At 71.5% G+C, this 24,108-nt stretch carries 25 protein-coding genes, 1 other RNA gene and 1 pseudogene; 18 read left to right on the top strand and 9 right to left on the bottom strand.

Going from position 1 to position 24,108, the window contains the following annotated elements; translation table 11 throughout:
• Window positions 1-179: 179 nt before the first annotated feature.
• Genes gspD through ACY35P_RS05830 form a run of 3 tightly spaced genes read left to right on the top strand, consistent with a single transcriptional unit; the run spans window position 180 to window position 4,168 of the window.
• On the top strand, window positions 180-2,459 hold the full coding sequence (gene gspD, locus ACY35P_RS05840) for a type II secretion system secretin GspD (protein WP_462114886.1): 2,280 nt from the start codon (window positions 180-182) through the stop codon (window positions 2,457-2,459).
• 3 nt (window positions 2,460-2,462) lie between these two features.
• A complete protein-coding gene (locus tag ACY35P_RS05835) occupies window positions 2,463-3,338 on the top strand; it encodes a glycosyltransferase (RefSeq protein WP_462114885.1) in 876 nt (291 codons plus the stop codon).
• On the top strand, window positions 3,335-4,168 hold the full coding sequence (locus ACY35P_RS05830; protein ID WP_462114884.1) for a glycosyltransferase family 2 protein: 834 nt from the start codon (window positions 3,335-3,337) through the stop codon (window positions 4,166-4,168). The genes ACY35P_RS05835 and ACY35P_RS05830 overlap by 4 nt, the downstream gene beginning before the upstream one ends.
• Here ACY35P_RS05830 and ACY35P_RS05825 read toward each other — a convergent pair whose 3' ends face one another.
• The 4 genes from ACY35P_RS05825 to ettA form a co-directional block, all read right to left on the bottom strand.
• On the bottom strand, window positions 4,169-4,681 hold the full coding sequence (locus ACY35P_RS05825) for a hypothetical protein (protein ID WP_462114883.1): 513 nt from the start codon (window positions 4,679-4,681) through the stop codon (window positions 4,169-4,171). It lies immediately after the preceding gene.
• Between the two features lie 86 nt (window positions 4,682-4,767).
• Window positions 4,768-5,580, bottom strand: a complete 813-nt coding sequence (gene pyrF, locus ACY35P_RS05820; protein WP_462114882.1) for an orotidine-5'-phosphate decarboxylase — start codon at window positions 5,578-5,580, stop codon at window positions 4,768-4,770.
• A gap of 19 nt (window positions 5,581-5,599) precedes the next feature.
• Window positions 5,600-6,028, bottom strand: coding sequence for a hypothetical protein (locus tag ACY35P_RS05815; protein ID WP_462114881.1), 429 nt, complete (start codon window positions 6,026-6,028; stop codon window positions 5,600-5,602).
• Between the two features lie 53 nt (window positions 6,029-6,081).
• Window positions 6,082-7,743 (bottom strand): energy-dependent translational throttle protein EttA, encoded by a 1,662-nt coding sequence (ettA, locus tag ACY35P_RS05810; RefSeq protein WP_462114880.1) that lies wholly within the window; start codon window positions 7,741-7,743, stop codon window positions 6,082-6,084.
• Between the two features lie 187 nt (window positions 7,744-7,930).
• On the opposite strand from ettA, the gene glyA reads away from it, so the two are divergent.
• The 11 genes from glyA to thiL all read left to right on the top strand — a co-directional run bounded on the left by glyA (window position 7,931) and on the right by thiL (window position 16,683).
• A complete protein-coding gene (gene glyA / locus ACY35P_RS05805) occupies window positions 7,931-9,184 on the top strand; it encodes a serine hydroxymethyltransferase (RefSeq protein WP_462114879.1) in 1,254 nt (417 codons plus the stop codon).
• 3 nt (window positions 9,185-9,187) lie between these two features.
• The gene (gene nrdR, locus ACY35P_RS05800) at window positions 9,188-9,715 is read left to right on the top strand and encodes a transcriptional regulator NrdR (protein ID WP_462114878.1); all 528 of its coding nucleotides are present in this window, start codon (window positions 9,188-9,190) and stop codon (window positions 9,713-9,715) included.
• A gap of 109 nt (window positions 9,716-9,824) precedes the next feature.
• Window positions 9,825-10,886, top strand: a complete 1,062-nt coding sequence (gene ribD / locus ACY35P_RS05795; protein WP_462114893.1) for a bifunctional diaminohydroxyphosphoribosylaminopyrimidine deaminase/5-amino-6-(5-phosphoribosylamino)uracil reductase RibD — start codon at window positions 9,825-9,827, stop codon at window positions 10,884-10,886.
• On the top strand, window positions 10,883-11,641 hold the full coding sequence (locus ACY35P_RS05790; protein ID WP_462114877.1) for a class I SAM-dependent methyltransferase: 759 nt from the start codon (window positions 10,883-10,885) through the stop codon (window positions 11,639-11,641). The genes ribD and ACY35P_RS05790 overlap by 4 nt, the downstream gene beginning before the upstream one ends.
• A gap of 326 nt (window positions 11,642-11,967) precedes the next feature.
• Entirely contained in the window at window positions 11,968-12,573 is a 606-nt protein-coding gene (locus ACY35P_RS05785) for a riboflavin synthase (RefSeq protein WP_462114892.1), read from the top strand.
• Between the two features lie 110 nt (window positions 12,574-12,683).
• The gene (locus tag ACY35P_RS05780; protein ID WP_462114876.1) at window positions 12,684-13,190 is read left to right on the top strand and encodes a GAF domain-containing protein; all 507 of its coding nucleotides are present in this window, start codon (window positions 12,684-12,686) and stop codon (window positions 13,188-13,190) included.
• A 127-nt stretch (window positions 13,191-13,317) separates the two neighbouring features.
• Window positions 13,318-14,424, top strand: a complete 1,107-nt coding sequence (ribB, locus tag ACY35P_RS05775) for a 3,4-dihydroxy-2-butanone-4-phosphate synthase (protein ID WP_462114875.1) — start codon at window positions 13,318-13,320, stop codon at window positions 14,422-14,424.
• Window positions 14,425-14,489: 65 nt separating this feature from the next.
• Entirely contained in the window at window positions 14,490-14,969 is a 480-nt protein-coding gene (gene ribH, locus ACY35P_RS05770; protein ID WP_462114874.1) for a 6,7-dimethyl-8-ribityllumazine synthase, read from the top strand.
• Window positions 14,966-15,433, top strand: coding sequence for a transcription antitermination factor NusB (gene nusB, locus ACY35P_RS05765; RefSeq protein ID WP_462114873.1), 468 nt, complete (start codon window positions 14,966-14,968; stop codon window positions 15,431-15,433). The genes ribH and nusB overlap by 4 nt, the downstream gene beginning before the upstream one ends.
• Before the next feature lie 11 nt (window positions 15,434-15,444).
• The gene (locus ACY35P_RS05760; protein ID WP_462114872.1) at window positions 15,445-15,684 is read left to right on the top strand and encodes a hypothetical protein; all 240 of its coding nucleotides are present in this window, start codon (window positions 15,445-15,447) and stop codon (window positions 15,682-15,684) included.
• Window positions 15,685-15,690: 6 nt separating this feature from the next.
• Window positions 15,691-16,683, top strand: a complete 993-nt coding sequence (thiL, locus tag ACY35P_RS05755) for a thiamine-phosphate kinase (protein WP_462114871.1) — start codon at window positions 15,691-15,693, stop codon at window positions 16,681-16,683.
• Between the two features lie 70 nt (window positions 16,684-16,753).
• Here thiL and ACY35P_RS05750 read toward each other — a convergent pair whose 3' ends face one another.
• From ACY35P_RS05750 to ACY35P_RS05730, 5 genes are read right to left on the bottom strand one after another with little or no spacing between them, the layout of a single operon-like run.
• Window positions 16,754-17,362 carry a uracil-DNA glycosylase family protein gene (locus ACY35P_RS05750; RefSeq protein WP_462114870.1) on the bottom strand — a complete coding sequence of 203 codons (609 nt, stop codon included), beginning with the start codon at window positions 17,360-17,362 and terminating at the stop codon, window positions 16,754-16,756.
• Between the two features lie 41 nt (window positions 17,363-17,403).
• Window positions 17,404-18,783 carry an FAD-binding oxidoreductase gene (locus ACY35P_RS05745; RefSeq protein ID WP_462114869.1) on the bottom strand — a complete coding sequence of 460 codons (1,380 nt, stop codon included), beginning with the start codon at window positions 18,781-18,783 and terminating at the stop codon, window positions 17,404-17,406.
• Window positions 18,780-19,289, bottom strand: coding sequence for a metal-dependent hydrolase (locus ACY35P_RS05740; RefSeq protein ID WP_462114868.1), 510 nt, complete (start codon window positions 19,287-19,289; stop codon window positions 18,780-18,782). The genes ACY35P_RS05745 and ACY35P_RS05740 overlap by 4 nt, the downstream gene beginning before the upstream one ends.
• Window positions 19,289-19,687 (bottom strand): YraN family protein, encoded by a 399-nt coding sequence (locus tag ACY35P_RS05735; RefSeq protein WP_462114891.1) that lies wholly within the window; start codon window positions 19,685-19,687, stop codon window positions 19,289-19,291. Before ACY35P_RS05735 ends, ACY35P_RS05740 begins: the two co-directional genes overlap by 1 nt.
• Window positions 19,659-21,050, bottom strand: a complete 1,392-nt coding sequence (locus ACY35P_RS05730; protein WP_462114867.1) for a penicillin-binding protein activator — start codon at window positions 21,048-21,050, stop codon at window positions 19,659-19,661. Before ACY35P_RS05730 ends, ACY35P_RS05735 begins: the two co-directional genes overlap by 29 nt.
• Window positions 21,051-21,111: 61 nt before the next feature.
• On the opposite strand from ACY35P_RS05730, the gene rsmI reads away from it, so the two are divergent.
• From rsmI to rsmH, 4 genes and pseudogenes are all read left to right on the top strand, one after another.
• The gene (gene rsmI / locus ACY35P_RS05725) at window positions 21,112-21,939 is read left to right on the top strand and encodes a 16S rRNA (cytidine(1402)-2'-O)-methyltransferase (protein WP_462114890.1); all 828 of its coding nucleotides are present in this window, start codon (window positions 21,112-21,114) and stop codon (window positions 21,937-21,939) included.
• A gap of 73 nt (window positions 21,940-22,012) precedes the next feature.
• Window positions 22,013-22,360: RNase P RNA component class A (gene rnpB / locus ACY35P_RS05720), an RNA gene on the top strand.
• A 352-nt stretch (window positions 22,361-22,712) separates the two neighbouring features.
• Window positions 22,713-23,159, top strand: coding sequence for a division/cell wall cluster transcriptional repressor MraZ (gene mraZ, locus ACY35P_RS05715; protein ID WP_462114866.1), 447 nt, complete (start codon window positions 22,713-22,715; stop codon window positions 23,157-23,159).
• A pseudogene (rsmH, locus tag ACY35P_RS05710) lies at window positions 23,156-24,094 on the top strand (16S rRNA (cytosine(1402)-N(4))-methyltransferase RsmH); the annotation flags it as partial. The gene mraZ and the pseudogene rsmH, both read left to right, overlap by 4 nt.
• Between the last annotated feature and the right edge of the window lie 14 nt (window positions 24,095-24,108).

The raw sequence follows: 24,108 nt of genomic DNA, 5'->3' as shown, positions 1-24,108 counted from the left end.
CCGCCTCCTCCCCCCGCGCCCCCGGCCACCGACGCCGACTCCATGCCCGATCCCGCCCAGATCGAGCAGATCCGCCAACGCATCGAAGCGCGCCGCGCCGCGATGCGTCGCAATGCGCAGAACGCCAACCCGCCGGCGACGGTCGCCCCGACCGTGCCCGAGAAACGCTGAGTCCCGCGATGACCCTCCTGCCTTCCGTTCCCTTCCACCGCCCGGCGCTGCGCCAGGGCACCGTCGCGCTCGCGATCGCCTCGATCCTCGCCGGCTGCGCGACCGCGCCCGTGCCGACCGTCAAGCGCGAGGGGAGGCTCGACGGCCCGTCCGCCGGCACCTCGTCGGCCGCGGCTACGACCACGACCGCTGCGGACGGCAGCATCACCACGACGCCGCTCGCGTCCAGCGACGCACCGCGCGCGCAACTGCGCCGCGGCACCGGCGAGGTGATCAACCGCCGCGTCGCCGCCGCGCCGCCGTCGTCGCTCGGCGGCAGCTCGGGGCAGGCCACGTTCAACTTCGAAGGCGAGTCGCTGCCCGCCGTGGTGAAGGCGATCCTCGGCGACATGCTCGGCCAGAACTACGTGATCGCGCCCGGCGTGCAGGGCACGGTGACGCTCGCGACCCCGAAGCCCGTCAGCCCCGCCGAAGCGCTGAACCTGCTCGAGATGGTGCTGGGCTGGAACAACGCGCGCATGGTCTTCAGCGGCGGGCGCTACAACATCGTGCCGGCCGACCAGGCGCTCGCCGGCACGGTCGCCCCGCGCACCGGTTCCGCCGCCAGCGCGCGCGGCTTCGAGGCCCGCACCGTCCCGCTCAAGTACGTGTCGGCGACGGAGATGGAGAAGATCCTCAAGCCGTACGCGCGGCCGAACGCGATCGTCAACGTCGACAACGGCCGCAACGTCATCACCGTCGCCGGCTCGCGCGCCGAACTCGAGAACTACCTGCGCACGATCCAGACGTTCGACGTCGACTGGCTCGCAGGCATGTCGGTGGGCGTGTTCCCGCTGCAGTCCGGCCGAGCAACGCGCGTGGTCGCGGACCTCGAGAAGGTGTTCGGCGAGACCAGCAAGTCGCCGGTCGCAGGCATGTTCCGTTTCCTGCCGCTCGAAGGCGCGAACGCGGTGATGGTGATCACCTCGCAGGCGGCGTACCTCGACGACATCCAGCAGTGGCTCGAGCGCATCGACGGTGCAGGTGGCGAGGCGCGGCTGTTCTCGTACGAGCTCAAGTACATCAAGGCGAAGGACCTCGCCGATCGCCTCTCCGAAGTGTTCGGCGGCGGCCGTTCCGGCGGCGGCGGCGACGGCGGCAGCGTCTCGCTGATGCCGGGGCTCAACAGCACCGAGCTGCGCGACACCGACAACGGCGGCACCGCGGCGATCGGCGGCCCGCCGACGACGGATTCGGGTTCGACGACCGGTACCGGCAGCGGCATGACGTCCTCGCTCTCGCTCAATCCGCGCACCGGCGGCAACGGCAGCGTGAACCTCGAGGTCGACGGCCAGCGCGTCGGCGTGTCGGCCGTCGACGAGACCAATTCGCTGCTCGTGCGCAGCACGCCGCAGGCGTGGAAGTCGATCCGCGACGTCATCGAACGCCTCGACGTCATGCCGATGCAGGTCCACATCGAGGCGCAGGTCGTCGAGGTGCAGCTCACCGGCGCGCTGCAGTACGGCGTCAACTGGTTCTTCGAGCAGGCGGTGAGCGATCCGACGTCGGTCGGCGGCGCAGGCCTGCCGAACGCGGCGGGCCGCAACATCTGGGGCGACCTGCGCGGCAGCATCCGCCCGGGCGACGTCACCAATCCGGGCCTCGCCTGGACGTTCCTCGGCCGCAACGCCGCGGCCGTGATCAACGCGCTCGACCAGGTCACCGACCTGCAGCTGCTGCAGTCGCCCTCGGTCTTCGTGCGCAACAACGCCGAAGCGACGCTCAACGTCGGCAGCCGCATCCCGATCTCGTCGGTCACCGTGGACCCGGGCACCGGCACGGGTGGCGTGACCTACAGCCAGGTGCAGTACCTCGACACCGGCATCATCCTGAAGGTGCGCCCGCGCATCACCCGCGACGGCATGGTGTTCCTCGACATCGTGCAGGAAGTGAGCTCGCCCGGCACCGCCGCGGATCGCAACGGCAACGTGCGCATCGACACGCGCAAGGTGAAGACCGAGACGGCCGTGCAGAGCGGCGACACCGTGATGCTCGCCGGCCTCATCAGCGACGGCGTGACCAAGGGTTCGTCCGGCGTGCCCGGCCTGAGCCGCATTCCCGTGCTCGGCGGCCTGTTCGGTCGCCAGACCTCGCGCACCGACCGCAACGAGGTGATCGTGCTGCTGACGCCGACGGTCGTGCGCAATCCGCAGGAAGTGCGCGACCTCACCGACGAGTACTCCAAGCGCTTCCGCGCGATGGAGCCGTTGCGTCGCAAGGCGCCGAAGACCGGCATCGACGTGCGCTGAGCCATGGCGCACGCGTCCTCGCCGACCGGCGGCGACGCGCTGCCCGTCGTCGTCGTCCCGGTGGGCGTCGACGACCTCGCGCTCGATGCCTGCCTCGCCGCGCTCGACGTGTCGACACCGGCCGGCACGCGGATCTGGCTCGCCGATGACGCGAACGGCGGACCGCGCGTGCAGGCGGTGATCGACGCCTGGCGCCGGGGCACGCCGCTGCAGGCCGACTACAGCCGTCGCGCACGGCCGCTCGGCGAAGCTGCCCATCTCGCCGACGTGCTGGCCGCCTGCGGCGATGCCGACGTCGCCGTGCTCGCCGCCGATGCGCGTCCCGCACCGGGCTGGCTGGTGCGCATGGCGCGCTGCCTGCGCGAGGCGCCGATCGCGTCGACGATCACGCCGTGGAGCAATGCCGGCGAGACCGCCGCGTGGCCGCGACAGGGGGAGGTCGCGGAGGTCCCGCGCGACCTCGACGCGATCGCCGATGCCTTCGCACAGGCGGCGTTGCCGCCTGCGCCGCTGCCCGCCGCGGTCGACCATGCCGTGCTGATCCGCGGCACGGCGCGTCGCGGCGTCGGCGGGGTCGATGGCGACAGCTATCGCTCGTGGTACGCGGCGCTCATCGATCTGAGCCTGCGCATGCGTGCCTTCGGCGGCGCCGACCTGCTGTGCACGCAGGCGTACGTCGCGCGATGCGCGGAAGGCCGTCCGGCCGACGGCGACCTCGAGCGCGTCGCCGCGCGCTGGCCCGCCTGGACCGCCGCGCTCGCACAGGCGCTGATGCAGGACCCGCTGCATGCGCAACGCGGGCGGCTGCACGAAGCGGTCGCACACGCGCGCACCGGCGCGGCCTCGCAGGCCGACCTGTTCGAAGCGACGCGCACATGAGCGACGGCATCGCCGCCGTCGTCGTCAGCTACCGCAGCGCGGAGACGATCGAGCTCTGCCTCGACCGACTGCGCGCGTCAGCCGGCATCGCCGAGATCCGCGTGGTCGACAACGGGTCCGACGACGGAACGCTCGGCATCGTGCAACGCATCGCCGCCGGCGAGCCGCGCCTGAAATTCATCGCCAATCCCGACAATCCGGGCTTCGCGGTCGCGTGCAACCAGGGCGCCGCGGCGTCCGCCGCGCCGTGGCTGGCGTTCGTCAATCCCGATTGCCTCGTCGATGCCGACACGCTGGAGCGCCTGCGCCTGATCGCCGCCCACAATGCGCCGATGCTCGTGGGCTGCGAACTCGTCGACGAGGACGGCCGCGCGGACGCGGCGTCGCGGCGCCGCGATCCGGATTTCGCCGCGATGCTCGCAGGGGGGCGCACCGGCCTCGCCATCGCCCCGCGCGACACGCCCGTGCAGTCGGTCGATGCGATTTCCGGCGCGCTGATGCTGCTGCCGCGCGCATTGTTCGACGCGGTCGCAGGATTCGACGAAGGCTATCGCCTGCATGCGGAGGACCTCGACCTCTGCCGTCGCGTGCGCGACGCCGGGGGGCGCGTCGCGGTCGCGAACATCGTGCGGGTCGTGCATCTGCGCGGCGTGTCGAGCCGCAGCCGGCCGTTCTTCGTCGAGTGGCACAAGCATCGCGGCCTATGGCGTTACTTCACCCGGTTCGAGGCGCCGCATCGAAGCGCGCCGCTGCGGTTCGCGGTGGCCATCGCGATCGCCGCGCGCTTCGCCGTCGCTGCGCTACGCGCGTGGTGGCGCTCGGTCGCGTGATCAGCGATCGAGCCGGACCTTGAGCTGCAGTCCGAGCGTGTTCGGCGTCGAGCCCGGCACCTTGGGCAGGTAGATGAGGTTCATGCCGACGCGGCGGTATTCCACCTTCGCCACGAGTGCGCCGGCCGGACCGGCATTGCCGTTGTTGAGACCGGGATATCCGCTCACCAGCCCGACCATGCCGCCGAGTCTTACGTACCGGCCGAGCGCGAGCGGCGTGTAGTGGTACAGCGCGTACCAGGAATCCTCGTACACCGAGTTGCGGTAGTAACCCGCCGACGCCGCATGGCGCGGCTGCCACTGGACCTCGATGCCGGCGCCATAGTTGTTCTGATTGAAATGCTCGCCCGGCCCGAGGTACTCGTCCGCGTCTTCGAAGTGGTGCGAGGCGACGTTGATGTCCGCCCACCATTCCGGCGAAGCGCGTCCCGTGGCGGTCGCCTCCTGGGCTACGGCGGGCACTGCGGCGGCGAGCAGCAGAAGGGGCAGGCAGCAGGCGACGGGGCGGGCCATGGCGATCTCCGGAGCGAGCCCCGACGCTAGCAACCGCCGCTCGCCGGCGCCCTCACGCCGGCGCCGCGAAGCTGAACCCGCCGGGCTCAGCGGTGCGCGTTGATCGCGTCGCGCAACTGGCGTGCCGCGGCGGCGGCGGCCTCGGCGTAGTCGTCGCCGCGGGATGCGTACAGCACGGCGCGGGACGAGCTGATCATCAATCCCGTGCCGTCCGGCGTCTTCGCATGGCTGACGACGGCCGCGGCATCGCCGCCCTGCGCGCCGACGCCCGGCACCAGCAGCGGCACGTCCTTCACCAGCGCACGCACCTCGCTGAGCTGCTCCGGCCACGTCGCCCCGACCACGAGCGCGACGTTGCCGTTCGCGTTCCATTCGATCGCCGCCTTCTCCGCCACGTGCTGGTAGAGCGGGCGTCCGGCGACGAGCAGGTCCTGCAGTTCGCCCGCGCCCGGATTCGACGTGCGGCAGAGGATGATCACGCCGCGATCGGCGCGGTCGAGGAACGGCTGCAGCGCGTCGCGACCGAGGTACGGGTTCGCGGTCACCGCATCGGCGCCGTAGCGGTCGAAGGCTTCCGTCGCGTAGTGCTGTGCGGTGCTGCCGATGTCGCCGCGCTTGCTGTCGAGGATCACCGGCACGTCCGGGTGCGCCGACTTCAGGTGCGCGATCAACTGTTCGAGAGCCAGTTCCGCGCCGAGCGCGGCGAAGTGCGCGATCTGCGGCTTGAAGGCGCAGGCGTAGTCGGCCGTGGCGTCGGCGATGTCGCGGCAGAAGGCGAACACCGCATCCGGATCGTTCGCGAAGCGCGCCGGGAATTTCGCCGGCTCGGGGTCGAGCCCCACGCAGACGAGCGTGTTCGCGGTCTGCCAGCGGCGGCGCAGGGTGGCCATGAAGGACATCGGTCGTCTCCCGGAGCGTTTAGAGGCGCTTCCAGACCTGCCACAGGCCGACGGCATGCACGAGGCCGATCGCCAGGCAGATCGCGGAACTCCACAGGTTGAAGGGCGTGCGAAGCGTCGACACCAGCGCGGCGGGCAGGACCGCGAGCCCGCGCAGCACGTAGACACCGGTGATGGCCACGAGGGCGGCCGCGGTGAAGGGCAGGGGCCTCAACAGGCCGGCGCCCGAGGCCGCGTACGCCGACCACACGACGAGGACGGTCGCGATCCCCAGCGTGATCACCGTCGGCGCGATGCGTCCGGCCTCGGCCATGCGCGCCATCCGCTCGCCCGCGCCGAAGAAGCGGTACCAGTCCGGCCCGCCGGCGATCACCGCCACGTGCAGGACCGCGGCCAGCGCGCTGAGGGCCGCGCCGAGCACGAGCATTCGATTGACGTCCGGGGCCATGTCGAACTCCGCATGCGAGACGCCCGCCGGAAAGGCGGGCGTCGGTGTCGCGATTACTTGAGCGCCTTGAAGCGCAGGCGGTGCGGCTGCGCACCGGCTTCGCCGAGGCGACGCTTCTTGTCTTCCTCGTACTCGCGGTAGTTGCCCTGGAAGAACTCGACGTGCGAATCGCCCTCGAACGCGAGGATGTGCGTCGCGATGCGGTCGAGGAACCAGCGGTCATGCGAGATCACGAACGTGTTGCCCGGGAACTCGAGCAGCGCGTCCTCGAGCGCACGCAGGGTTTCGATGTCGAGGTCGTTGGACGGTTCGTCGAGCAGCAGCACGTTGCCGCCCTGCAGCAGCGTCTTGGCCATGTGCAGTCGGCCACGCTCACCGCCCGACAGCGAGCCGACCATCTTCTGCTGGTCCTGGCCCTTGAAGTTGAAGCGGCCGATGTAGGCGCGCGACTGGATCTCGATGCCGTTGATGTTGAGGATGTCGAGCCCGCCCGACACTTCCTGGAAGACGTTGTGGTTGCCGGTCAGCGCGTCGCGGCTCTGGTCGACGTAGGCGAGCTTGACCGTCTGGCCCGTCTCGATGGTGCCGGAGTCCGGCTTTTCCTGGCCGATGATCATGCGGAACAGCGTCGACTTGCCGGCGCCGTTCGGGCCGATGATGCCGACGATCGCACCCGGCGGCACCGAGAACGAGAGGTCGTCGATCAGCAGGCGGTCGCCGAACTTCTTGCTGACGTTCTTGAACTCGATGACCTTGTTGCCCAAGCGCTCGCCCGGCGGGATGAAGATCTCGTTCGTTTCCTGGCGGCGCTGGTAGTCGACCGACTGCAGCTCCTCGATGCGCGCGAGTCGCGCCTTGCCCTTGGAGCGGCCGCCCTTCGCATTGCTGCGCGCCCATTCCAGTTCCTTCTGGATGGCCTTCTGGCGCGACTTCTCCTGGTTCTCTTCCTGCTTGAGGCGCTCGTCCTTCTGGATGAGCCACTCGGTGTAGTTGCCCTTCCACGGGATGCCGCGGCCGCGGTCGAGCTCGAGGATCCACTCGGCGGCGTTGTCGAGGAAGTAGCGGTCATGCGTCACGGCCACGACGGTGCCGGTGTAGCGCGCGAGGAACTGCTCCAGCCACTCGACCGACTCGGCGTCGAGGTGGTTGGTCGGTTCGTCGAGCAGCAGCATGTCCGGCTTCTGCAGCAGCAGGCGGCACAGCGCGACGCGGCGCTTCTCGCCGCCCGACAGCTTGCCGACGACCGCGTCCCACGGCGGCAGGCGCAGCGCGTCGGCCGCGACTTCCAGCTGGTTCTCGAGCGTGTGCGCGTCACCGGCGGCGAGGATCGCCTCCAGGCGCTCCTGTTCCTTGGCGAGCGCGTCGAAATCGGCGCCTTCCTCGGCATACGCCGCATACACGGCTTCCAGCGCGGCCTGCGCCTGCAGCACTTCGCCGACGCCTTCCTCGACGGCCTGGCGCACGGTGTGCTCCGGATTGAGCTCCGGTTCCTGCGCGAGGTAGCCGACCTTGATGCCGGGCTGCGGGCGCGCCTCGCCCGAGAAGTCGGTGTCGACGCCGGCCATGATCTTCAGCACGGTGGACTTGCCGGCGCCGTTCAGGCCGAGCAGGCCGATCTTCGCGCCCGGGAAGAACGACAGCGAGATGTCCTTGATGATCTGGCGCTTCGGAGGAACGGTCTTGCTGACGCCGTTCATCGTGTAGATGTACTGCATGGGGCTCGGAGCTCCGGTGGGGCGGGCACGAGGCGCCGCATGGGGCAGGCGACGGCCGCCTGCGCAGGGCAGGGGCCGGGAATCGGGGATAGCCCGAAATTATAAGGCCGACCGGCGCCGCGCGGACCCGGCCGGGGGCCCCGGCGGGCTAGAATTCACGTCTTCCCGACCCCCTCCGGAGCCCCCGATGTTCGCTCGCGATGCCCGTATCGAAGGATTCGACCCCGAACTGGCCAAGGCGATCCTCGACGAGGCCCGGCGGCAGGAGGACCACGTCGAGCTGATCGCGTCGGAGAACTACGCTAGCCCGCGCGTGCTCGAGGCCCAGGGTTCGGTGCTGACGAACAAGTACGCCGAGGGTTACCCCGGCAAGCGCTACTACGGCGGCTGCGAATACGTCGACGTCGCCGAGCAGCTCGCGATCGACCGCTGCAAGCAGCTGTTCGACGCCGACTACGCCAACGTGCAGCCGCATTCGGGCTCGCAGGCCAACCAGGCCGTGTTCTTCGCGCTGCTGCAGCCGGGCGACACGATCCTCGGCATGAGCCTCGCCCACGGCGGCCACCTGACGCACGGCGCGAAGGTGAACCTGTCGGGCAAGATCTACAACGCGGTGCAGTACGGCGTCGACGAGAACGGCTTCATCGACTACGCCGAAGTCGAGCGCCTCGCGCAGGAGCACAAGCCGAAGATGCTGATCGCGGGCTTTTCCGCGTACTCGCAGATCGTCGACTGGGCCCGCATGCGCGAGATCGCCGATTCGGTGGGCGCGATCTTCTTCGTCGACATGGCGCACATCGCCGGCCTCGTCGCCGCGGGCGTGTACCCGTCGCCGCTGCCGCATGCGCACGTCGTCACGTCGACCACGCACAAGACGCTGCGCGGCCCGCGCGGCGGCATCATCGTGGCGAAGAATCCGACCGAAGAGCTGACGAAGAAGCTGCAGAGCATCGTCTTCCCGGGCATCCAGGGCGGACCGCTCATGCACGTCATCGCCGCCAAGGCCGTCGCGTTCAAGGAAGCGCTGGACGGCGACTTCAAGGCGTACCAGCAGCAGGTCGTGAAGAACGCGCAGGCGATGGCCGACACGCTTATGACGCGGGGCTACAAGATCGTCTCCGGCGGCACGCAGAACCACCTGATGCTCGTCGACATGATCGGCCGCGACGTGAGCGGCAAGGACGCGGAAGCCGCGCTCGGCCGCGCGCACATCACCGTCAACAAGAACTCGGTGCCCAACGATCCGCGCTCGCCGTTCGTCACCTCGGGCCTGCGCCTGGGCACGCCCGCGGTGACCACGCGCGGCTACCGCGAAGCCGAATGCATCGCGCTCGCCAACTGGATCGCCGACGTGCTCGACAATCCGAAGGACGAAGCGGTGATCGCCCGCGTCGCGGACGCCGTGCAGTCGCAGTGCGCGAACTTCCCGGTCTACGGCTGACCGGTGTACTGCCCCTTCTGCCAGCACCAGGACACGCGCGTCATCGACTCGCGCGTGTCCGAGGACGGGGCGACGATCCGTCGTCGCCGCGTCTGCGAGGCCTGCGGGGAGCGGTTCTCCACGCTGGAGACGATCGAGCTCAAGCTGCCGACGATCGTGAAGGGCGACGGTCGCCGCGAGGCCTTCGACGCACGCAAGCTGCGCACGGGCTTCGACCGCGCGCTGCAGAAGCGCCCGGTGGCGGAGGAGCAGATCGAGGCCGCGGTGCGCTCCGTCGTGCACCAGCTGCGCATGACCACCGAGCGCGAGGTGCCGTCGCGCCGTGTCGGTGAATTCGTGATGGGCGAACTGCGCAAGCTCGACCACGTCGCCTACGTGCGGTTCGCGTCCGTGTACCGGGCCTTCGAGGACGTCGCGGACTTCCGCGAGGAGCTCGATCGCCTGGAACGCGACGTCGCGCCCGCCGAAGGCCAGCTGCCGTTGCTCGCGGGCGAGGAGCCCAAGCCCGAGAAGGGCCGCCGTCGCTCCTGAGGCGCGCCGCCTTGCGTCGTCGTGTCGTCCTGCGGTCTGATCCGGGCACCGTTCCGACTGCGAGCCCTCCGTGACCGACCCCGCGAGCTTCTCCGCCCTCGACCACGCGATGATGGCGCGCGCGCTGCGCCTCGCCGAGCGCGGGGCGTACACGACCAAGCCGAATCCGATGGTGGGCAGCGTGCTGGTCCGCGAGGGCGAGGTCGTCGGCGAGGGCTTCCACCAGCGCACCGGCGGCCCGCATGCGGAAGTCTTTGCGCTGCGCGAGGCCGGCGAGCGCGCACGGGGCGCCACCGCCTACGTCACCCTCGAGCCCTGCGCGCACATCGGGCGCACCGAACCCTGTGCCGATGCGCTCATCGCCGCGGGCGTCGCGCGTGTGGTCGGGGCGATGCGCGATCCGTTCCCGCAGGTCGACGGTGCCGGCTATGCGCGGCTGCGCGAGGCGGGCATCCAGGTTTCCGTCGGCCTGATGGAGGCGCAGGCGCGCGAGCTCAATCGCGGCTTCCTGTCGCGCGTCGAACGCGGCCGGCCGTGGCTGCGGGTGAAGCTCGCGACCAGCCTCGACGGCCGCACCGCGCTCGCCAGCGGCGATTCCAAATGGATCAGCGGCGAGGCCTCGCGCCTGGACGTCCAGCGCTGGCGCGCGCGCTCGTCGGCGCTGCTCACCGGCGCGGGCACCGTGCTGGCCGACGATCCGGCGCTGACCGTGCGCCTCGGCGACGACACCGACTTCGTGCCGCCGCTGCGCGTCGTGCTCGATCCCGGCCTCGCGACGATCCGCCGTGGCCGCGTGCGCGAGGGCGATGCGCCGACGCTCTACGTCCACGCACCGGATGCCCGGGTGCCGCGCGACTGCGATGCGCAGATGGCGGCCGCGCCGGTGCGCGACGGAAAGTTCGACCTCGAGGCGGTGTTGCGCCTGCTGGGCGAGCGCAAGATCAACGAAGTGCAGCTCGAAGCCGGCGCGACGCTCGCCGGCGGTTTCCTCGCCGCGGGCCTGGTCGACGAGTTGCTGCTCTACGTGGCCCCGGTGCTGCTCGGCGCCGGCGCGCGGCCGCTGTTCGACGGGCTCGACATCCAGCAGATGAGCGAGCGCATGGCGATGCGGGTCGTGGACACCCGTTCGACCGGCGACGACCTGCGCCTGCTCCTGCGCCCCGCGAAATGAGCGTGCAGGACCACTTCTCGGGCGTCGCGGCGACGTACGCGGCGTCGCGGCCCGCGTATCCGGCGGTGCTGTTCGACACGATCGCCGCCCATGTGCGGGCGCCGGCGCACGTCTGGGAGCCCGGCTGCGGCAGCGGGCAGGCCACGCGCGAGCTGGCGACCCGCTTCGCGCACGTGCACGCCACCGACCCGAGCGAGCGGCAGCTGGCCGAACACTGGGCGCGCGGCGAGCCGTCGGCGAACGTCACGCTGACCTGCGAATCGGCCGAGCGCACGTGGCTGTTCGATGCTTCCGTCGACCTCGTCGCAGTCGCGCAGGCCATGCACTGGTTCGACGTGCCGGCGTTCTTCGCCGAGTGCGAGCGGGTGCTGCGGCCCGGTGGCGTGCTGGCGGCCTGGGGTTACGACGACTTCGACGTACCCGACGGGAGGGCCACCGCGGTCGAGCCGTTCCGCGCACGCATCGAGGCGGATTGGCCGGCCGAGCGCGCCTTCATCAAGCGCCACTACATCGACTTCGACTGGCCGTTCGAGGCAGTCGCGTCGCCGCCCCTGCAGCTCGCGGTGGACTGGCGCTTCGATCGATTCGTCGGTTACCTCGCGAGCTTCTCGGCGGTGGTGCAGCATCGCGCCCGTACCGGCGACGATGCCGTCGCCCTGCACGTCGAGGCGCTGCGCGAGGCCTGGGGCGACCCGTCCGCGATGCGGCGGATCACCTGGCCGCTGTTCCTGCACCTGCGGCGCAAGCCAGGCTGACGCGGTCGGTGCCGCCGTTGCGGCGACGGCCGATGGAACGCCCTGTCACGCGGCGCAGCGCAAGGGCCAAAGCGATCGTCGATACGGCGCCGATACAATGGCGGTGCCTGCTCGGGGGCTCGCACGCCCTGTTGCCCGCGATGCACCGCGACGGCAATGCGGCAATGACCGCCGCGCCGGCAGTGCCGACTGCGTGGCTCCATTGGCCGTGAGCGAGCCCCGGACGCTCCCGCGCCATCCACTCTCCACCCCCGTAGTCCCAGGAACGCCGCGATGCCGCCCCCGTGTATCCATCTCCCGCCCGCCTGCCCGCCGGAGACCTGCTGATGTTCACCGGCATCATCGAGGGCGTCGGCGCGATCGCCGCCATCGAGCCGCGCGGCGGCGACGTCCGGCTTCGCGTCGCGGTGGGAACGCTCGCATTCGACGACGTGCGCCTCGGCGAGAGCATCGCCGTCAACGGCGTCTGCCTGACGGTGGTCGCCTTCGATGCGCGGTCCTTCGATGCCGACGCATCCACCGAGACGCTGTCGCTCACCACGCTCGGAAGCCTCGCGCCGGGCGCGGCGGTGAACCTCGAGCGTGCGATGCGGCCCAGCGACCGCCTCGGCGGGCACCTCGTCAGCGGCCACGTGGACGGCGTCGGCGCGGTCGTGTCGGTGCACGAGGACGCGCGTGCGCAGCGCTGGCGGTTCGCCGCACCGGCGGCGCTGCTGCGTTACGTCGCCAAGAAGGGTTCGATCTGCGTCGATGGCGTGAGCCTGACGGTGAACGAGGTCGACGCGGACGGGTTCGAGGTCGCGCTGGTGCCGCATACCGTCGCGCACACCGCGTTCGCCTCGACGCGCATCGGCGATGCCGTGAACCTGGAGATCGACCTGGTCGCGCGCTACGTGGAACGGCTCTGCCTGTCGCTCGCGCCGAACGCCTGAGCAGGCGTCGCGTTCAGCATCCTGTCCGCGTCGCGCCACCGCCGGCTCAAGCACACGCTAGGCGCGCCGTTACCGCATCGGACACGGCAGGACCCGACGGAACCGCTTCGATGGATGCATGCGCCACCCCGATGGACGAAGCGCGCCGGCTCGCCGTCGTCCAGGCCCTGAAGCTCCTCGACACGCCGCGCGAGGAGCGTTTCGACCGCATGGTCCGGCTGGCCTGCAAGGTCTGCGACGTCCCGATCGCCGCGTTCACCGTCGCCGATTCCGAGCGCATGTGGTTCAAGAGCACGCTGGGCCTCGGCGCCGCGACCGAAACCGTGCGTCGTGAATCCTTCTGCGAATACGCCGCCTACGAGCGCGGCGTGTTCTACGTGCCGGACACGCTCCAGGACGTGCGGTTCCTGCACAACCCGCTGGTCGCCGGTGCGCCGCACGTTCGCTTCTACGCCGCGGCGCCGCTGTTCGTCGACGGTGCGGCACTCGGCACGCTGTGCGTGCTCGACACCCGCCCGCGCGTCTTCGACGAGGCGACACTCCGCCACCTGCGGGACCTGGGCGACTGCCTGCAGGACGACCTGCGTACCCGCCTGATCGAGCGCAAGGCCGCCTGACCGCCGCATGCCGCGGCTTCCGCGACGCCGCGCGACACGCAGCGTCCCGCGGATCCGGCGGCCGATCGCGGGCCGGGGCCCTCCGCCTCGGGCGTAAAATGCGCGTTCCACGAACCGGCCCGCGCCCATGCCCTTCTGCTCGATCCCCGAACTGCTGGACGAGATCCGCAACGGCCGCATGGTGGTCATCGTCGACGACGAGGACCGCGAGAACGAGGGCGACCTGATCATGGCGGCCGAGCTCGTGCGGCCGCAGGACATCAACTTCATGGTCACGCATGCGCGCGGGCTGGTCTGCCTGTCGCTCACGCGCGAGCGCTGCCGCCAGCTCGGCCTGCCGCCGATGGTCCGCGACAACACGTCGCCGCACCACACCAACTTCACCGTCTCGATCGAGGCCGCCGAGGGCGTCACCACCGGCATTTCCGCGTACGACCGCGCGCACACCGTGCGCACCGCCGTGCGCCCCGACGCGACGGCCGTCGACCTGAGCCAGCCGGGCCACATCTTCCCGTTGATGGCGCAGCCCGGCGGCGTGCTGAATCGCGCGGGGCATACCGAGGCGGCGAGCGACCTCGCACTGCTCGCGGGCCTCGAGCCGTCCGGCGTGCTGGTGGAGATCCTCAATCCCGACGGCTCGATGGCGCGTCGACCGGAACTCGAGGTGTTCGCGCGCGAGCACGGCCTGAAGATGGGTTCGATCGAGGAACTGATCCGCTACCGGCTGGAGAACGAGCACACGATCGAGCGCGTGGAGACGCGGTCGATCGAAACCGAACATGGCCCGTTCACGCTCGCGGTCTACCGCGACCGCCTGAGCCATGCGCTGCACTTCGCGCTGCTGCGCGGCGAGGCGGATCCCGCCACGCCGACGCTGGTGCGCGTGCACATGCTCAATCCGCTCGCCGACGCCGTGCACTGGCGCCGCGCCGACTTCGGCCCGGCGGTCGGCGACGTGCTCGCGCGGATCGCGGCCGAAGGTCGCGGCGCACTGGTGCTGCTGTCCGAGCCGACGAGCGTCGACGCCCTGCTGGCGCGGATCCGCGAGCAGCCCGCGCCGGATCCCGAGGGGCGCGGTGCCGGCCTGGCCGAATGGCGCCGCAACGGGGTCGGCGCGCAGATCCTCGCCGACCTTGGCCTCGGCAAGCTCCGCGTGATCGGCACCCCGCGCAAGCAGATCGGCCTGGCGGGCTTCGGGCTCGAGGTGGTCGAGTACGTCGACCCCGCGCGCTGAGCCGTCTCAGCGCCCCCCGGGTCGCGAGCCGGTAAACTTCGCAGCCCCCCGCGAGACCCGAGCCGATGCCCCACCTCGAAGGCGACCTGCGCAGCCCGCCCGGCGCGCGCTACGCCATCATCGCCAGCCGCTGGAACCCGCGGATCACCGACACGCTGGTCGCCGGCGCGCGGAAGACGTTCGCCGACCACGGCGTGGACGAGGCGGCGGTCGACGTGGTGCGCGTGCCGGGCGCCTGGGAAATCCCGCTGGCGGCGGCGCGCCTCGCGCAGGCAGGCGCGCACGCGGGCATCGTCGCGCTCGGCTGCGTGGTGCGCGGCGATACGCGGCACTACGAGCAGGTCGCGGACGGCTGCTCCGACGGCCTGATGCGCGTCGCCCTCGACCACCGCGTGCCGGTGGCGAACGGCGTGCTGGCGGTCGACCGGTTCGAGGACGCCGAGGCGCGCGCGGGCGGCAGCCATGGCAACAAGGGTGAAGAAGCGGCGCTGGTCGCCATCGAGATGGCACACCTGCTGACGCAGCTGCCCGGAGCATCGCAATGAACAAGAATCCCCGGAAGGATGGCGTGGACCCGGTCCTGCGTTCCCGCGCGCGTCGCCGTGCCCTGCAGGCCGTGTACGCCTGGCAGCTGTCCGGCGCGCCGGTGGGCGACGTGATCGCGCAGTTCGCGCACGAGCAGGCGCGCGAGATCGCGGACCTCGAGTACTTCGAAGATCTGGTGCGCGGCGTCGATGCGAACCAGGAAGCGCTCGACACGGCAATCGCGCCGTTCCTCGACCGCGACATCGACCAGGTCGACCCGGTCGAGCGCGCGGTGCTGCGCCTGGCGGCCTACGAGCTGCGCCTGCGACCGGACGTGCCATATCGCGTGGTGATCAACGAAGCGATCGAGACGTCGAAGCGTTTCGGCGCCGAGCACGGGCATACGTACGTCAACGGCGTGCTCGACCGCGCGGCGGCCGAATGGCGCGCGCCGGAAGTGCAGGCGGCGCGGCGTCCGCGCTGAGCGAACGGCCGATGCTCCGCGCGCGCCACGACTTCGCCGGCGGGCCCGGGCGCGGCACGTTCGGACGGACCGGCGAGTTCGACGACCGAGAGTTCGCTGCATGCGCCGGCAGCCATCACTCTGAGCCGGGTGGTCGCGTGTCGGCCGTGGCGCATTCGCTCGCCGTGGTCGCGGGCGCGGATCCGGCATCCGACCGCGACACCGCGGCGTCGAACCTGCGCCGGGTCGGCCGTTGCGTCTTTGGCGACTGACGCAGCATGCGGCCCGTCGAATTCGACCTCATCGAACGCATCCGTCGCCGTGTCGTCGCGCGCGGCGACGTGGTGCTCGGCATCGGCGACGATGCCGCCCTGCTCGCGCCGCCGTGGGGCCTGCAGCTCGCCGTCGCGATGGACACGCTGAATGCCGGCGTCCACTTCCCGATCGACACCCGGCCCGCCGACATCGGCTGGAAAGCGCTCGCGGTGAACCTGTCGGACCTCGCCGCGATGGGCGCGCGCCCGGCCTGGTGCACGCTCTCGCTGTCGTTGCCGTCGGCGGACGCCGCGTGGCTCGATGCCTTCGTCGACGGCTTCTCGGAGCTCGCGGCGCAGCACGACGTCGCGCTCGTCGGCGGCGACACGACGCGAGGCCCGCTGTCGGTCTGCGTCGCGGTGCAGGGCTTCGTGGAGCCCGGGCGCGCGTTACGGCGGGCGGGTGCGATCGAGGGCGACGACGTCTGGATCAGCGGCGTCCCGGGTGAGGCCGCGGGCGCGCTCGCTTCGAAGGGCCTGGGGCCGGTGGCGCCAGCGTCCTCCCCGGTCACGGATTCGATCGCGCGGGCGCTGGCCGCACGGCTCGACCGCCCCACGCCGCGCGTCGCGCTCGGCCGTTCGCTGGCCGGCCTGGCGACGTCGTGCATCGACGTCTCAGACGGCCTGCTCGCCGACCTCGGGCATGTCGCGCAGGCCAGCGGCGTCGCCATCGAGATCGACGTGGACGCGCTCCCGCCGTCGACCTTGCTTTCGGGTTTCGACGAGGCATCGCGGCTGCAACTGCAGGCGGCGGGTGGCGACGATTACGAACTCGCATTCACCGCGCCGGCTGCGCTTCGCGACGCGATCGTCGCGCTCGCGAGTGCGGGGATGCCGCTGACGCGCATCGGGCGCGTCGTCGCGGGGCAGGGCGCGAGCGCGCACCGTCGCGACGGTACGTCGTGGTCACCCGGGCGCGTGGGTTACGAGCACTTCGCCGATCGCCCCGCGCCTTGAGCGGAAGCGTGGCACCCGGCTGACGGAGACGGCGTCTTGCCCGCAGCATGTCGTCGAACCCGGTCGAGCCTTAGGGCGTCGTGCGTGCTTCGCCCATCACGGCTGCCACCCGCGCTCGCAGCGTCGGCAGCACCTCGGCCTCGAACCATGGGTTCGCCTTGAACCAGCCCACGTTGCGCGGGCTCGGATGCGGCAGCGGCACCACGTCGGGCGCGTAGTCGCGGAAGGCGCGCACGGTGTCGGTGAGGGTCGCGCCGCGCCGCGCGCCGAGGAAATACGCCTGCGCGTACTGGCCGATCAGGAGCGTCAGCCCGACGCGCGGCAACATGGGCAGCAGGCGGCCGTGCCACGTCGCGCGACATTCGGGACGGGGCGGTGCATCGCCGCCGCCGGCGCGGCCGGGATAGCAGAAGCCCATCGGCACGATGGCGACGGTCGCGGCGTCGTAGAACGTCTCCGCATCGAGCCCGAGCCAGTCGCGCAATCGGCGACCGCTCGCGTCGTCCCACGGAATGCCGCTGGCATGCACGCGCGTGCCGGGGGCCTGGCCCACGATCAGCAGTCGCGCCGTCGGCGAGGCGCGCACCACCGGTCGTGGCCCGAGCGGCAGGTGCGCTTCGCACAACCGGCAGGCGCGGATGTCGTCGAGCAGCCGGTCGAGGGTGGGCGCGTCGTCCATGTCGCCAGCATGCCGCGCGGTGCCGGAATGGCGGCCGTACGTCAGGGCAGCAGCTTGCCGGGATTGAGGATGCCGTCCGGGTCGAACGCGGCCTTCACCGCGCGCATCAGCGCCAGCGTTTCCGGCGTGACCGCCAGCGGCATGAAGTCGCGCTTGGCGAGGCCGATGCCGTGCTCGCCCGACAGCGTGCCGCCGAGCGCCACGGTGAGGGCGAACACCCCCGACAGCGCGGCATCCGCGCCGGCGCACTGTGCGGCATCGGCCGGGTCGTACAGGATGTTGACGTGCAGGTTGCCATTGCCCGCATGCCCGAAGCAGACGATCGGCAGCGCGGCGTCGGCGGCGATGTCCTGCACGCCGTCGACGAGCGCGGGAATGCGCGAGACCGGCACTACGACGTCCTCGTTGATCTTGCCGGCCGCGAGCGTGCGCAGCGCGGGCGAGAGCGCCTTGCGCGCAGCCCACAGCCGCTCACGCGCCGCGTCGTCCGCCGCCGCATCCAGGGAAAGCAGCGCGTCGTTCCTGGCCGCCGCGGCGAGCGCCGCGACCGACGCCTCGAGCGTTTCCGCGTCGCCATCGGCTTCGATCATCAGCAGGGCGCCGGCCTCGTGAGGCAGGTCCGCTCCGCCGACGTCGCGTGCGAGGCGGACCGCCTGCGCATCCATGAACTCCAGCATCGACGGCGTCACCGGCTGCGCCATCAGGCGTGCGACCGCATCGGCCGCGCCGGTGACGTCGCGATACACCGCGCGCACGGCACGCCGCGCAGCCGGCGTCGGCACCAGCCGCAGCGTCGCCTCGACGATCAGCGCGAGCGTGCCTTCGCTGCCGACGAGCAGGCGCTGCAGGTCGTAGCCGGTCGCGCCTTTCGTGGTGGCGCTGCCGCAGGTGACGAGCTCGCCCGCACCCGTCACCGCGGTGAGCGCGAGCACGTTGTCGCGGCTCGCGCCGTACTTCACCGCGCGCGGGCCACCCGCATTGCAGGCGAGGTTCCCGCCGACCGTGCTGAAGCCCGCGCTGGTGGGATCGGGCGGCCAGAACAGGCCATGCGGCGCGAGCGCGGCCTGCAGGTCGCCGTTGAGCACGCCGGGTTGCACGATCGCGCAGCGATCGCCCGGGCGGATGTCGACGATGCGATCCATGCGCTCGAAGGAGACGACGACGCCACCGGCCACCGGCACCGCCGCACCGGTCGTATTGGTGCCGCGTCCCCGTGCGACGACCGGGACGCGATGCCGGCGGCACGCGCGCACGAGCGCGAGCACCTGCGCCGCGTCGCGTGGCAGCGCGACCGCATCGGGCATCGCTTCGCGACGCGAGTTGTCGTAGGCATACGTGAGCCGTTCGGCGCGGTCCGTGCGCCAGCCGTCACCGAGGAGGCTCGCGAGCTCGCGATCGAGTTTATCGGGCAGGGCGCTCACGGGCGACGCCACCGGCGTGCGGGCAGGGCGAGCAGCAGCGCCGGCACCACCACCCACGCGAACTCGGACGCGACCACGACGAGTCCGCGCGCACTGAAGAACCCGGCACCGATCGGCGAAACCTCGATCGGTCGCCGTGGCGCGAAGACGCGCGCGTCCGACAACGGCCAGCCGATCATCACGCCGGGGCCGCCGTTGGTGAGCAGGTCGAGCAGCGGATGCGAGGCCGCGCAGGCGAAGACGAACGCGCCGGCTTGTCGCGGCGTGCTGCCGAGCCGTTTCGCCGCCGCCATCGCCACGAGCGCGACGGCGAGCGCGAACACCAGCGAGTGGCTGAACCCGCGATGCGCGAGTGGCGTGCCGGGTGCGACGCCGACGAGCAGGCCGAGCGTGTCGAGGTCCGGCAGCATGGACGCGGCCAGCCCGGCGAACAGCAGCCGCGTCGGGATCGCTCGGGCGATGCGCAGCGCAAGCGGCACCGTGAAGTGACCCATGATGCTCGGCATCAGGCGTCGTCCGTGCGGAACGCGTCGCGGATCCAGTGCAGCGTGGGCCGTTGCGCATCGCCGCTCGCGTCCACCACGTCGAAGCGGCAGGGCGCGTCGGCCCAGCGCGGATGCGCGGCGAGGTACGCGCGCGCGGCCTGCACCAGTCGGCGTCGCTTGGTCGCCGTGATCGATTGCGCGCCGCCGCCGAAGCGGTCGTCGGCGCGATAGCGGACCTCGACGAAGACGAGGACGTCGCCGTCGTGCATCACGAGGTCGAGCTCGCCGAAGCGATACGTGGCGTTCGCCGCAACCGGCGCGAGCCCGGCGCGGACGAGGTGCGCGCGCGCCGCAGCCTCGACGGCCGCGCCGCGCGCACGCGTGCCGGCGTCAGCGCGCGGCGGCGAGGGGAGCCGGATCGCCACCGGCGAACGTCGACCAGGCCGGCGTGCGCTGCACGTTGCCGAAACCGTCGAGGCGCAGGACGCCGGTCGCGCCTTCGATCGAGGCGTCGGCCTCGCGGCCGAGGCGGTCGAGGTAGGCGGTGAGCTGCCAGGCGTCGAAGCCGAACGCGAACAGGCGGCCCGCCGCGCCGCGCGCACTGCCGAGCCGCGCACCCGTGGCCTCGGCGGTGCCGAGGCCGCGCACGCCGCGCGTCAGCCACGTCTCGCTCGGGAAGGCGATGCCGTCGAGGACGCGATCGTCCGCGGCCTTGCCGGTGCCGGTGAGGATCTGCGACGTCGCCACCATCGGCTTGCCCGACAGGCCCGCGGCTTGCAGGCGCGGCACCGCGGTGCGCGCGACGTTGCCGCGCGTGGCGAGGAACACGGCATCGACCTCCTTGCCCGCGATCGTGGGTGCGAAGTCGGCGGCGCCGTCGTCGGCGACCCCGACGACGCTCGCGCCGGCGGCGGCGAGGCGTTCGCGCAAAGCGGCGACCGCGCGGCGCTGCGAGTCGTCCTCGCTCGCGACCACCAGCACGTGCCGCGCACCCTTGCGCTGCAGGAAATCGGCGGCGGCGATGCCTTCGTCTTCCGGCGACAGGGAAAAGCTCGACTGGCCCTTCGGCGTCGCCTGCGTGCCGCGGTTGAGGGCGAGCGTCGACACCGGCAGCGTGCCGCGCGCGAACAGCGCGCCGACCTCGTCGCGGCCGAGCGGGCCGACGATGAAGTCGTTGCCTTCGCCGGCGGCCCGGTCGTACGCGGCGAGCGCGCCGTTCGGCGTGCCGGCGGTGTCGTAGAAACGGATTTCGGGGCGACGTCGCGTCTCGCCGTAGTAGCCGGCGAGGAAGCCGTCGCGCACCGGTCGCGCGGCGGCCGACAGCGAGCCGGACAGCGGCAGCAGCACCGCGAGCTTCACCGGCGGACGGTAGCCGTCGCGGTCCGCGGGCGGGCGGTCGTCGAAATTCCAGCCCGCGCGCGCGAACGGATGCGGCAGCGGCAGGCCGCGGCGGAGTAGTGCACGGCCCACGTAGGCATAGAGCGGATCGTCCGCCGCGAGGCGCGCGGCTTCGCGCTGGAGCGTCGCGTCGTCGAGCTTCGCGATCAGGCGGTCGATCTGCGCCTCGCTGTCGCGCCGGGCGGTGCCCGTCTGCGTGCCGAGCGCCTGCGCGAGGGCATGCGCCTCGCGGATCGCGTCGCGTTCGGTGGTGTCGGCGACCTGCGTCGGCCCGGTGGGGCGGACGGGGCCCGGCGCGCAGCCGAAGACGAGGGACGAGGCGAGCAGCACGGCGGCGAGCCGTGCGATCGGTCGGGCGGGGACGCGGCTGGACGTGATGGACATGCGCTCGGGGGACGGCGTGGACCGGGTTAGGATTCTACCTGCGCCCTCGTGCAGGACCATGATGTCAACGCCCGGCACGCTCCACGTCGTCGCCACCCCGATCGGCAACCTCGGCGACCTCGGCGCCCGCGCACTGGAGATCCTCCGCACCGTCGACGCCGTCTGCGCCGAGGACACGCGCCACACGCGCCAGTTGCTCGCCCATTTCGGCGTCGAGGCGACGCTCGTCGCGCTGCACCAGCACAACGAGGACGCGCAGGCCGCGCAGCTGGTCGCGCGCCTGCTGGCCGGGCAGAGCCTCGCCCTCGTCAGCGACGCCGGCACGCCGCTGGTGAGCGATCCGGGGTTCCGGCTGGTGCGCGCGGCGCGCGAGGCCGGCCTCCGCGTCTCGCCCGTTCCCGGCGCCTGCGCCGCGATCGCGGCGCTGAGCGTCGCGGGCGTCGCCTCCGACCGCTTCGCCTTCGAAGGCTTCCTCCCCGCGAAGTCGGCCGCACGACGCGAGCGCCTGGCCGCGCTCGTCGCCGAGCCGCGGACATTGATCTTCTACGAGGCCTCGCACCGCATCGAGGAGACGATTGCCGACTTCGCGGCCGTCTTCGGGCCCCGCCATGCCGTGCTCGCCCGCGAGCTCACCAAGCTGTTCGAAACCGTGCTCGACGGCGACCTGGCGTCGCTGCACGCCGCGGTGTCCGCCGACCCCAACCAGCGTCGGGGCGAGTTCGTCCTGGTCGTCGAGGGCGCGCCCGAGGACGCGGACGCCGTGCTGGCCGAGGGCCGCCGCGTCTACGCGAAGCTCTGCGAGCACATGAAGCCCTCGCAGGCGGCCAAGGTCGCCGCCGACCTCACCGGCGCGCCGCGCAAGGCGCTGTACGGCGGCGAGCCCGGCTGAACGGCCGCTCGGCCCCACGATTTCCCACGGCCGCCATCGGGAAGTGGCCGGGTCCCGTAGAATCGCCCGCGGCGGAGTCGGCCAGACAGTCGCGTCATCTTCGGATGCCGAGGAAAGTCCGGGCTCCACAGGGCACGGTGCCAGGTAACGCCTGGGCGGCGCGAGCCGACGGAAAGTGCAACAGAGAGAGACCGCCGAACGGCCGCAAGGCGCGTGGCAAGGGTGAAACGGTGCGGTAAGAGCGCACCGCGAGTCCGGCAACGGACCGGCACGGCAAACCCCACCGGGAGCAAGACCAAATAGGGAGGCGATGCCGCGGCCCGCGGTGCCTCCGGGTAGGTTGCTTGAGCGCAGGCGGTGACGCCTCGCCTAGAGGAATGACTGTCCACGACAGAACCCGGCTTACCGGCCGGCTCCGCCGCTTTCCTTGACGATCAAGCACTTGGCGCAAGCGGCCGTATCGGCCCGCGCCGACGGGCGGTCGCCCGCGTGAAGCCGGCCGTAGCCCCTGTGGATACCCGGTGAAGATTCCACGCCAAGTTCCTGTTGTCTCAAGTTTTGAGACAAAACAGGGGGTTGTGGATAAAGTTTGAACAAGTATCTCAAGTGTGCCGCAAGTTGTTGACTTCACTTATAAAAATGACCGCGTCGGATTGTTGACAACCCCTTGGGCGGGGCATATGGTGGGTCCCTGTGGGAAAACCGGGTATTCCGTGGTTTTCCTCTCTTCGATCAAGCCCGCGTGAAGACGGGCGAGCGCAGGGGCCAACGTCGTGTTCCAGGGCGAAACCGCCATCACCATCGATGACAAAGGGCGAATGGCGATTCCAACCGCCTATCGCGACGTCATCGCGCGCGAGTGCGGCGGCCGCCTGGTGTTCACCTACAACCCGTTCGAAGCGGGTTCGCTCTACCTCTATCCGCAGCCGGTCTGGGAGCGCGTGCGCGACCAGGTCAACGCGCTGCCGCGCACCAAGAGCGCGAACCGCACCTTCCAGCTGAAGCTGGTGGGCGCCGCCACCTTCGTCGAGCCCGACGCCAACGGCCGCATCTCCATTCCCGCCAGCCAGCGCACCGCCGTCGGCATGGACCGCCGCGCCGTGCTGCTCGGGATGGGCGACAAATTCGAACTGTGGAGCGAGCAGGCGCACCACGCCCAGATCCGCCAGGTCATCACCGACGGCGATCTGAGCGACGACCTGCTCGATCTGGCGCTGTGACGGTGGGTGGCATCGAGCGCGGTGCGCTCGCCGGCCACCTCCCGGTGATGTACGCGCAGGTCTTGGACGGGCTGCGAGTCGTGGGGGATGGAACGTATCTGGACGGCACGTTCGGTCGCGGCGGGCATGCCCGCGGCGTGCTCGAGCGGTTGGGCCCCGGAGGGCGCCTGCTGGTGATGGACAAGGATCCCGACGCGATCGCCGTCGCCGAACGCGAGTTCGGCGCGGATCCGCGCGTCTCGATCTTCCGCGGCTCCTTCGCGGCGCTCGGCCACTGGGGCGCCACCGCCGCCGGCCTCGACGGCGTGCTGTTCGACCTCGGCGTCTCCTCGCCGCAGCTGGACGTCGCCGAGCGCGGCTTCTCGTTCGGCAAGGACGGCCCGCTCGACATGCGCATGGACCCCGAGTCCGGCGTCAGCGCGGCCGACTGGCTCGCCACCGCATCGGAGAAGGACATCGCCGACGTGCTGTGGACGTATGGCGACGAGCGCCAGAGCCGCCGCATCGCGCGCACCATCGTCGCGCGCCGCGAGGCCCAGCCGCTGCTGCGCACCGCGCAGCTCGCCGACCTGATCGCCTCGGTGGTGCCGCGCGGCGACCAGAAGATCCATCCGGCCACGCGTTCGTTCCAGGCGATCCGCATCCACGTCAATCGCGAACTCGGCGACCTCCAGGACGGCCTCGACGCCGCGATGGATCGCCTCAAGCCCGGCGGCCGCCTCGCGGTGATCAGCTTCCATTCGCTGGAAGACCGCATCGTCAAGCAGTTCATCGCGCGCCATGCGAAGGCGCCCGCGGGCAACCGGCGCCTGCCGGTCGAGCTCGAGTTCACGCCGACGCTGCGCGACGTGAGCGGCGCGCTGAAGGCGGAGGACGCGGAAACGGCCGTCAATCCGCGCGCCCGCAGCGCCGTGCTGCGCGTCGCCGAGAAGCTGGAGCGCGCCGCATG

Source organism: Lysobacter xanthus (assembly GCF_047159895.1).
This window is presented reverse-complemented; position numbering and strand designations above follow the sequence as displayed.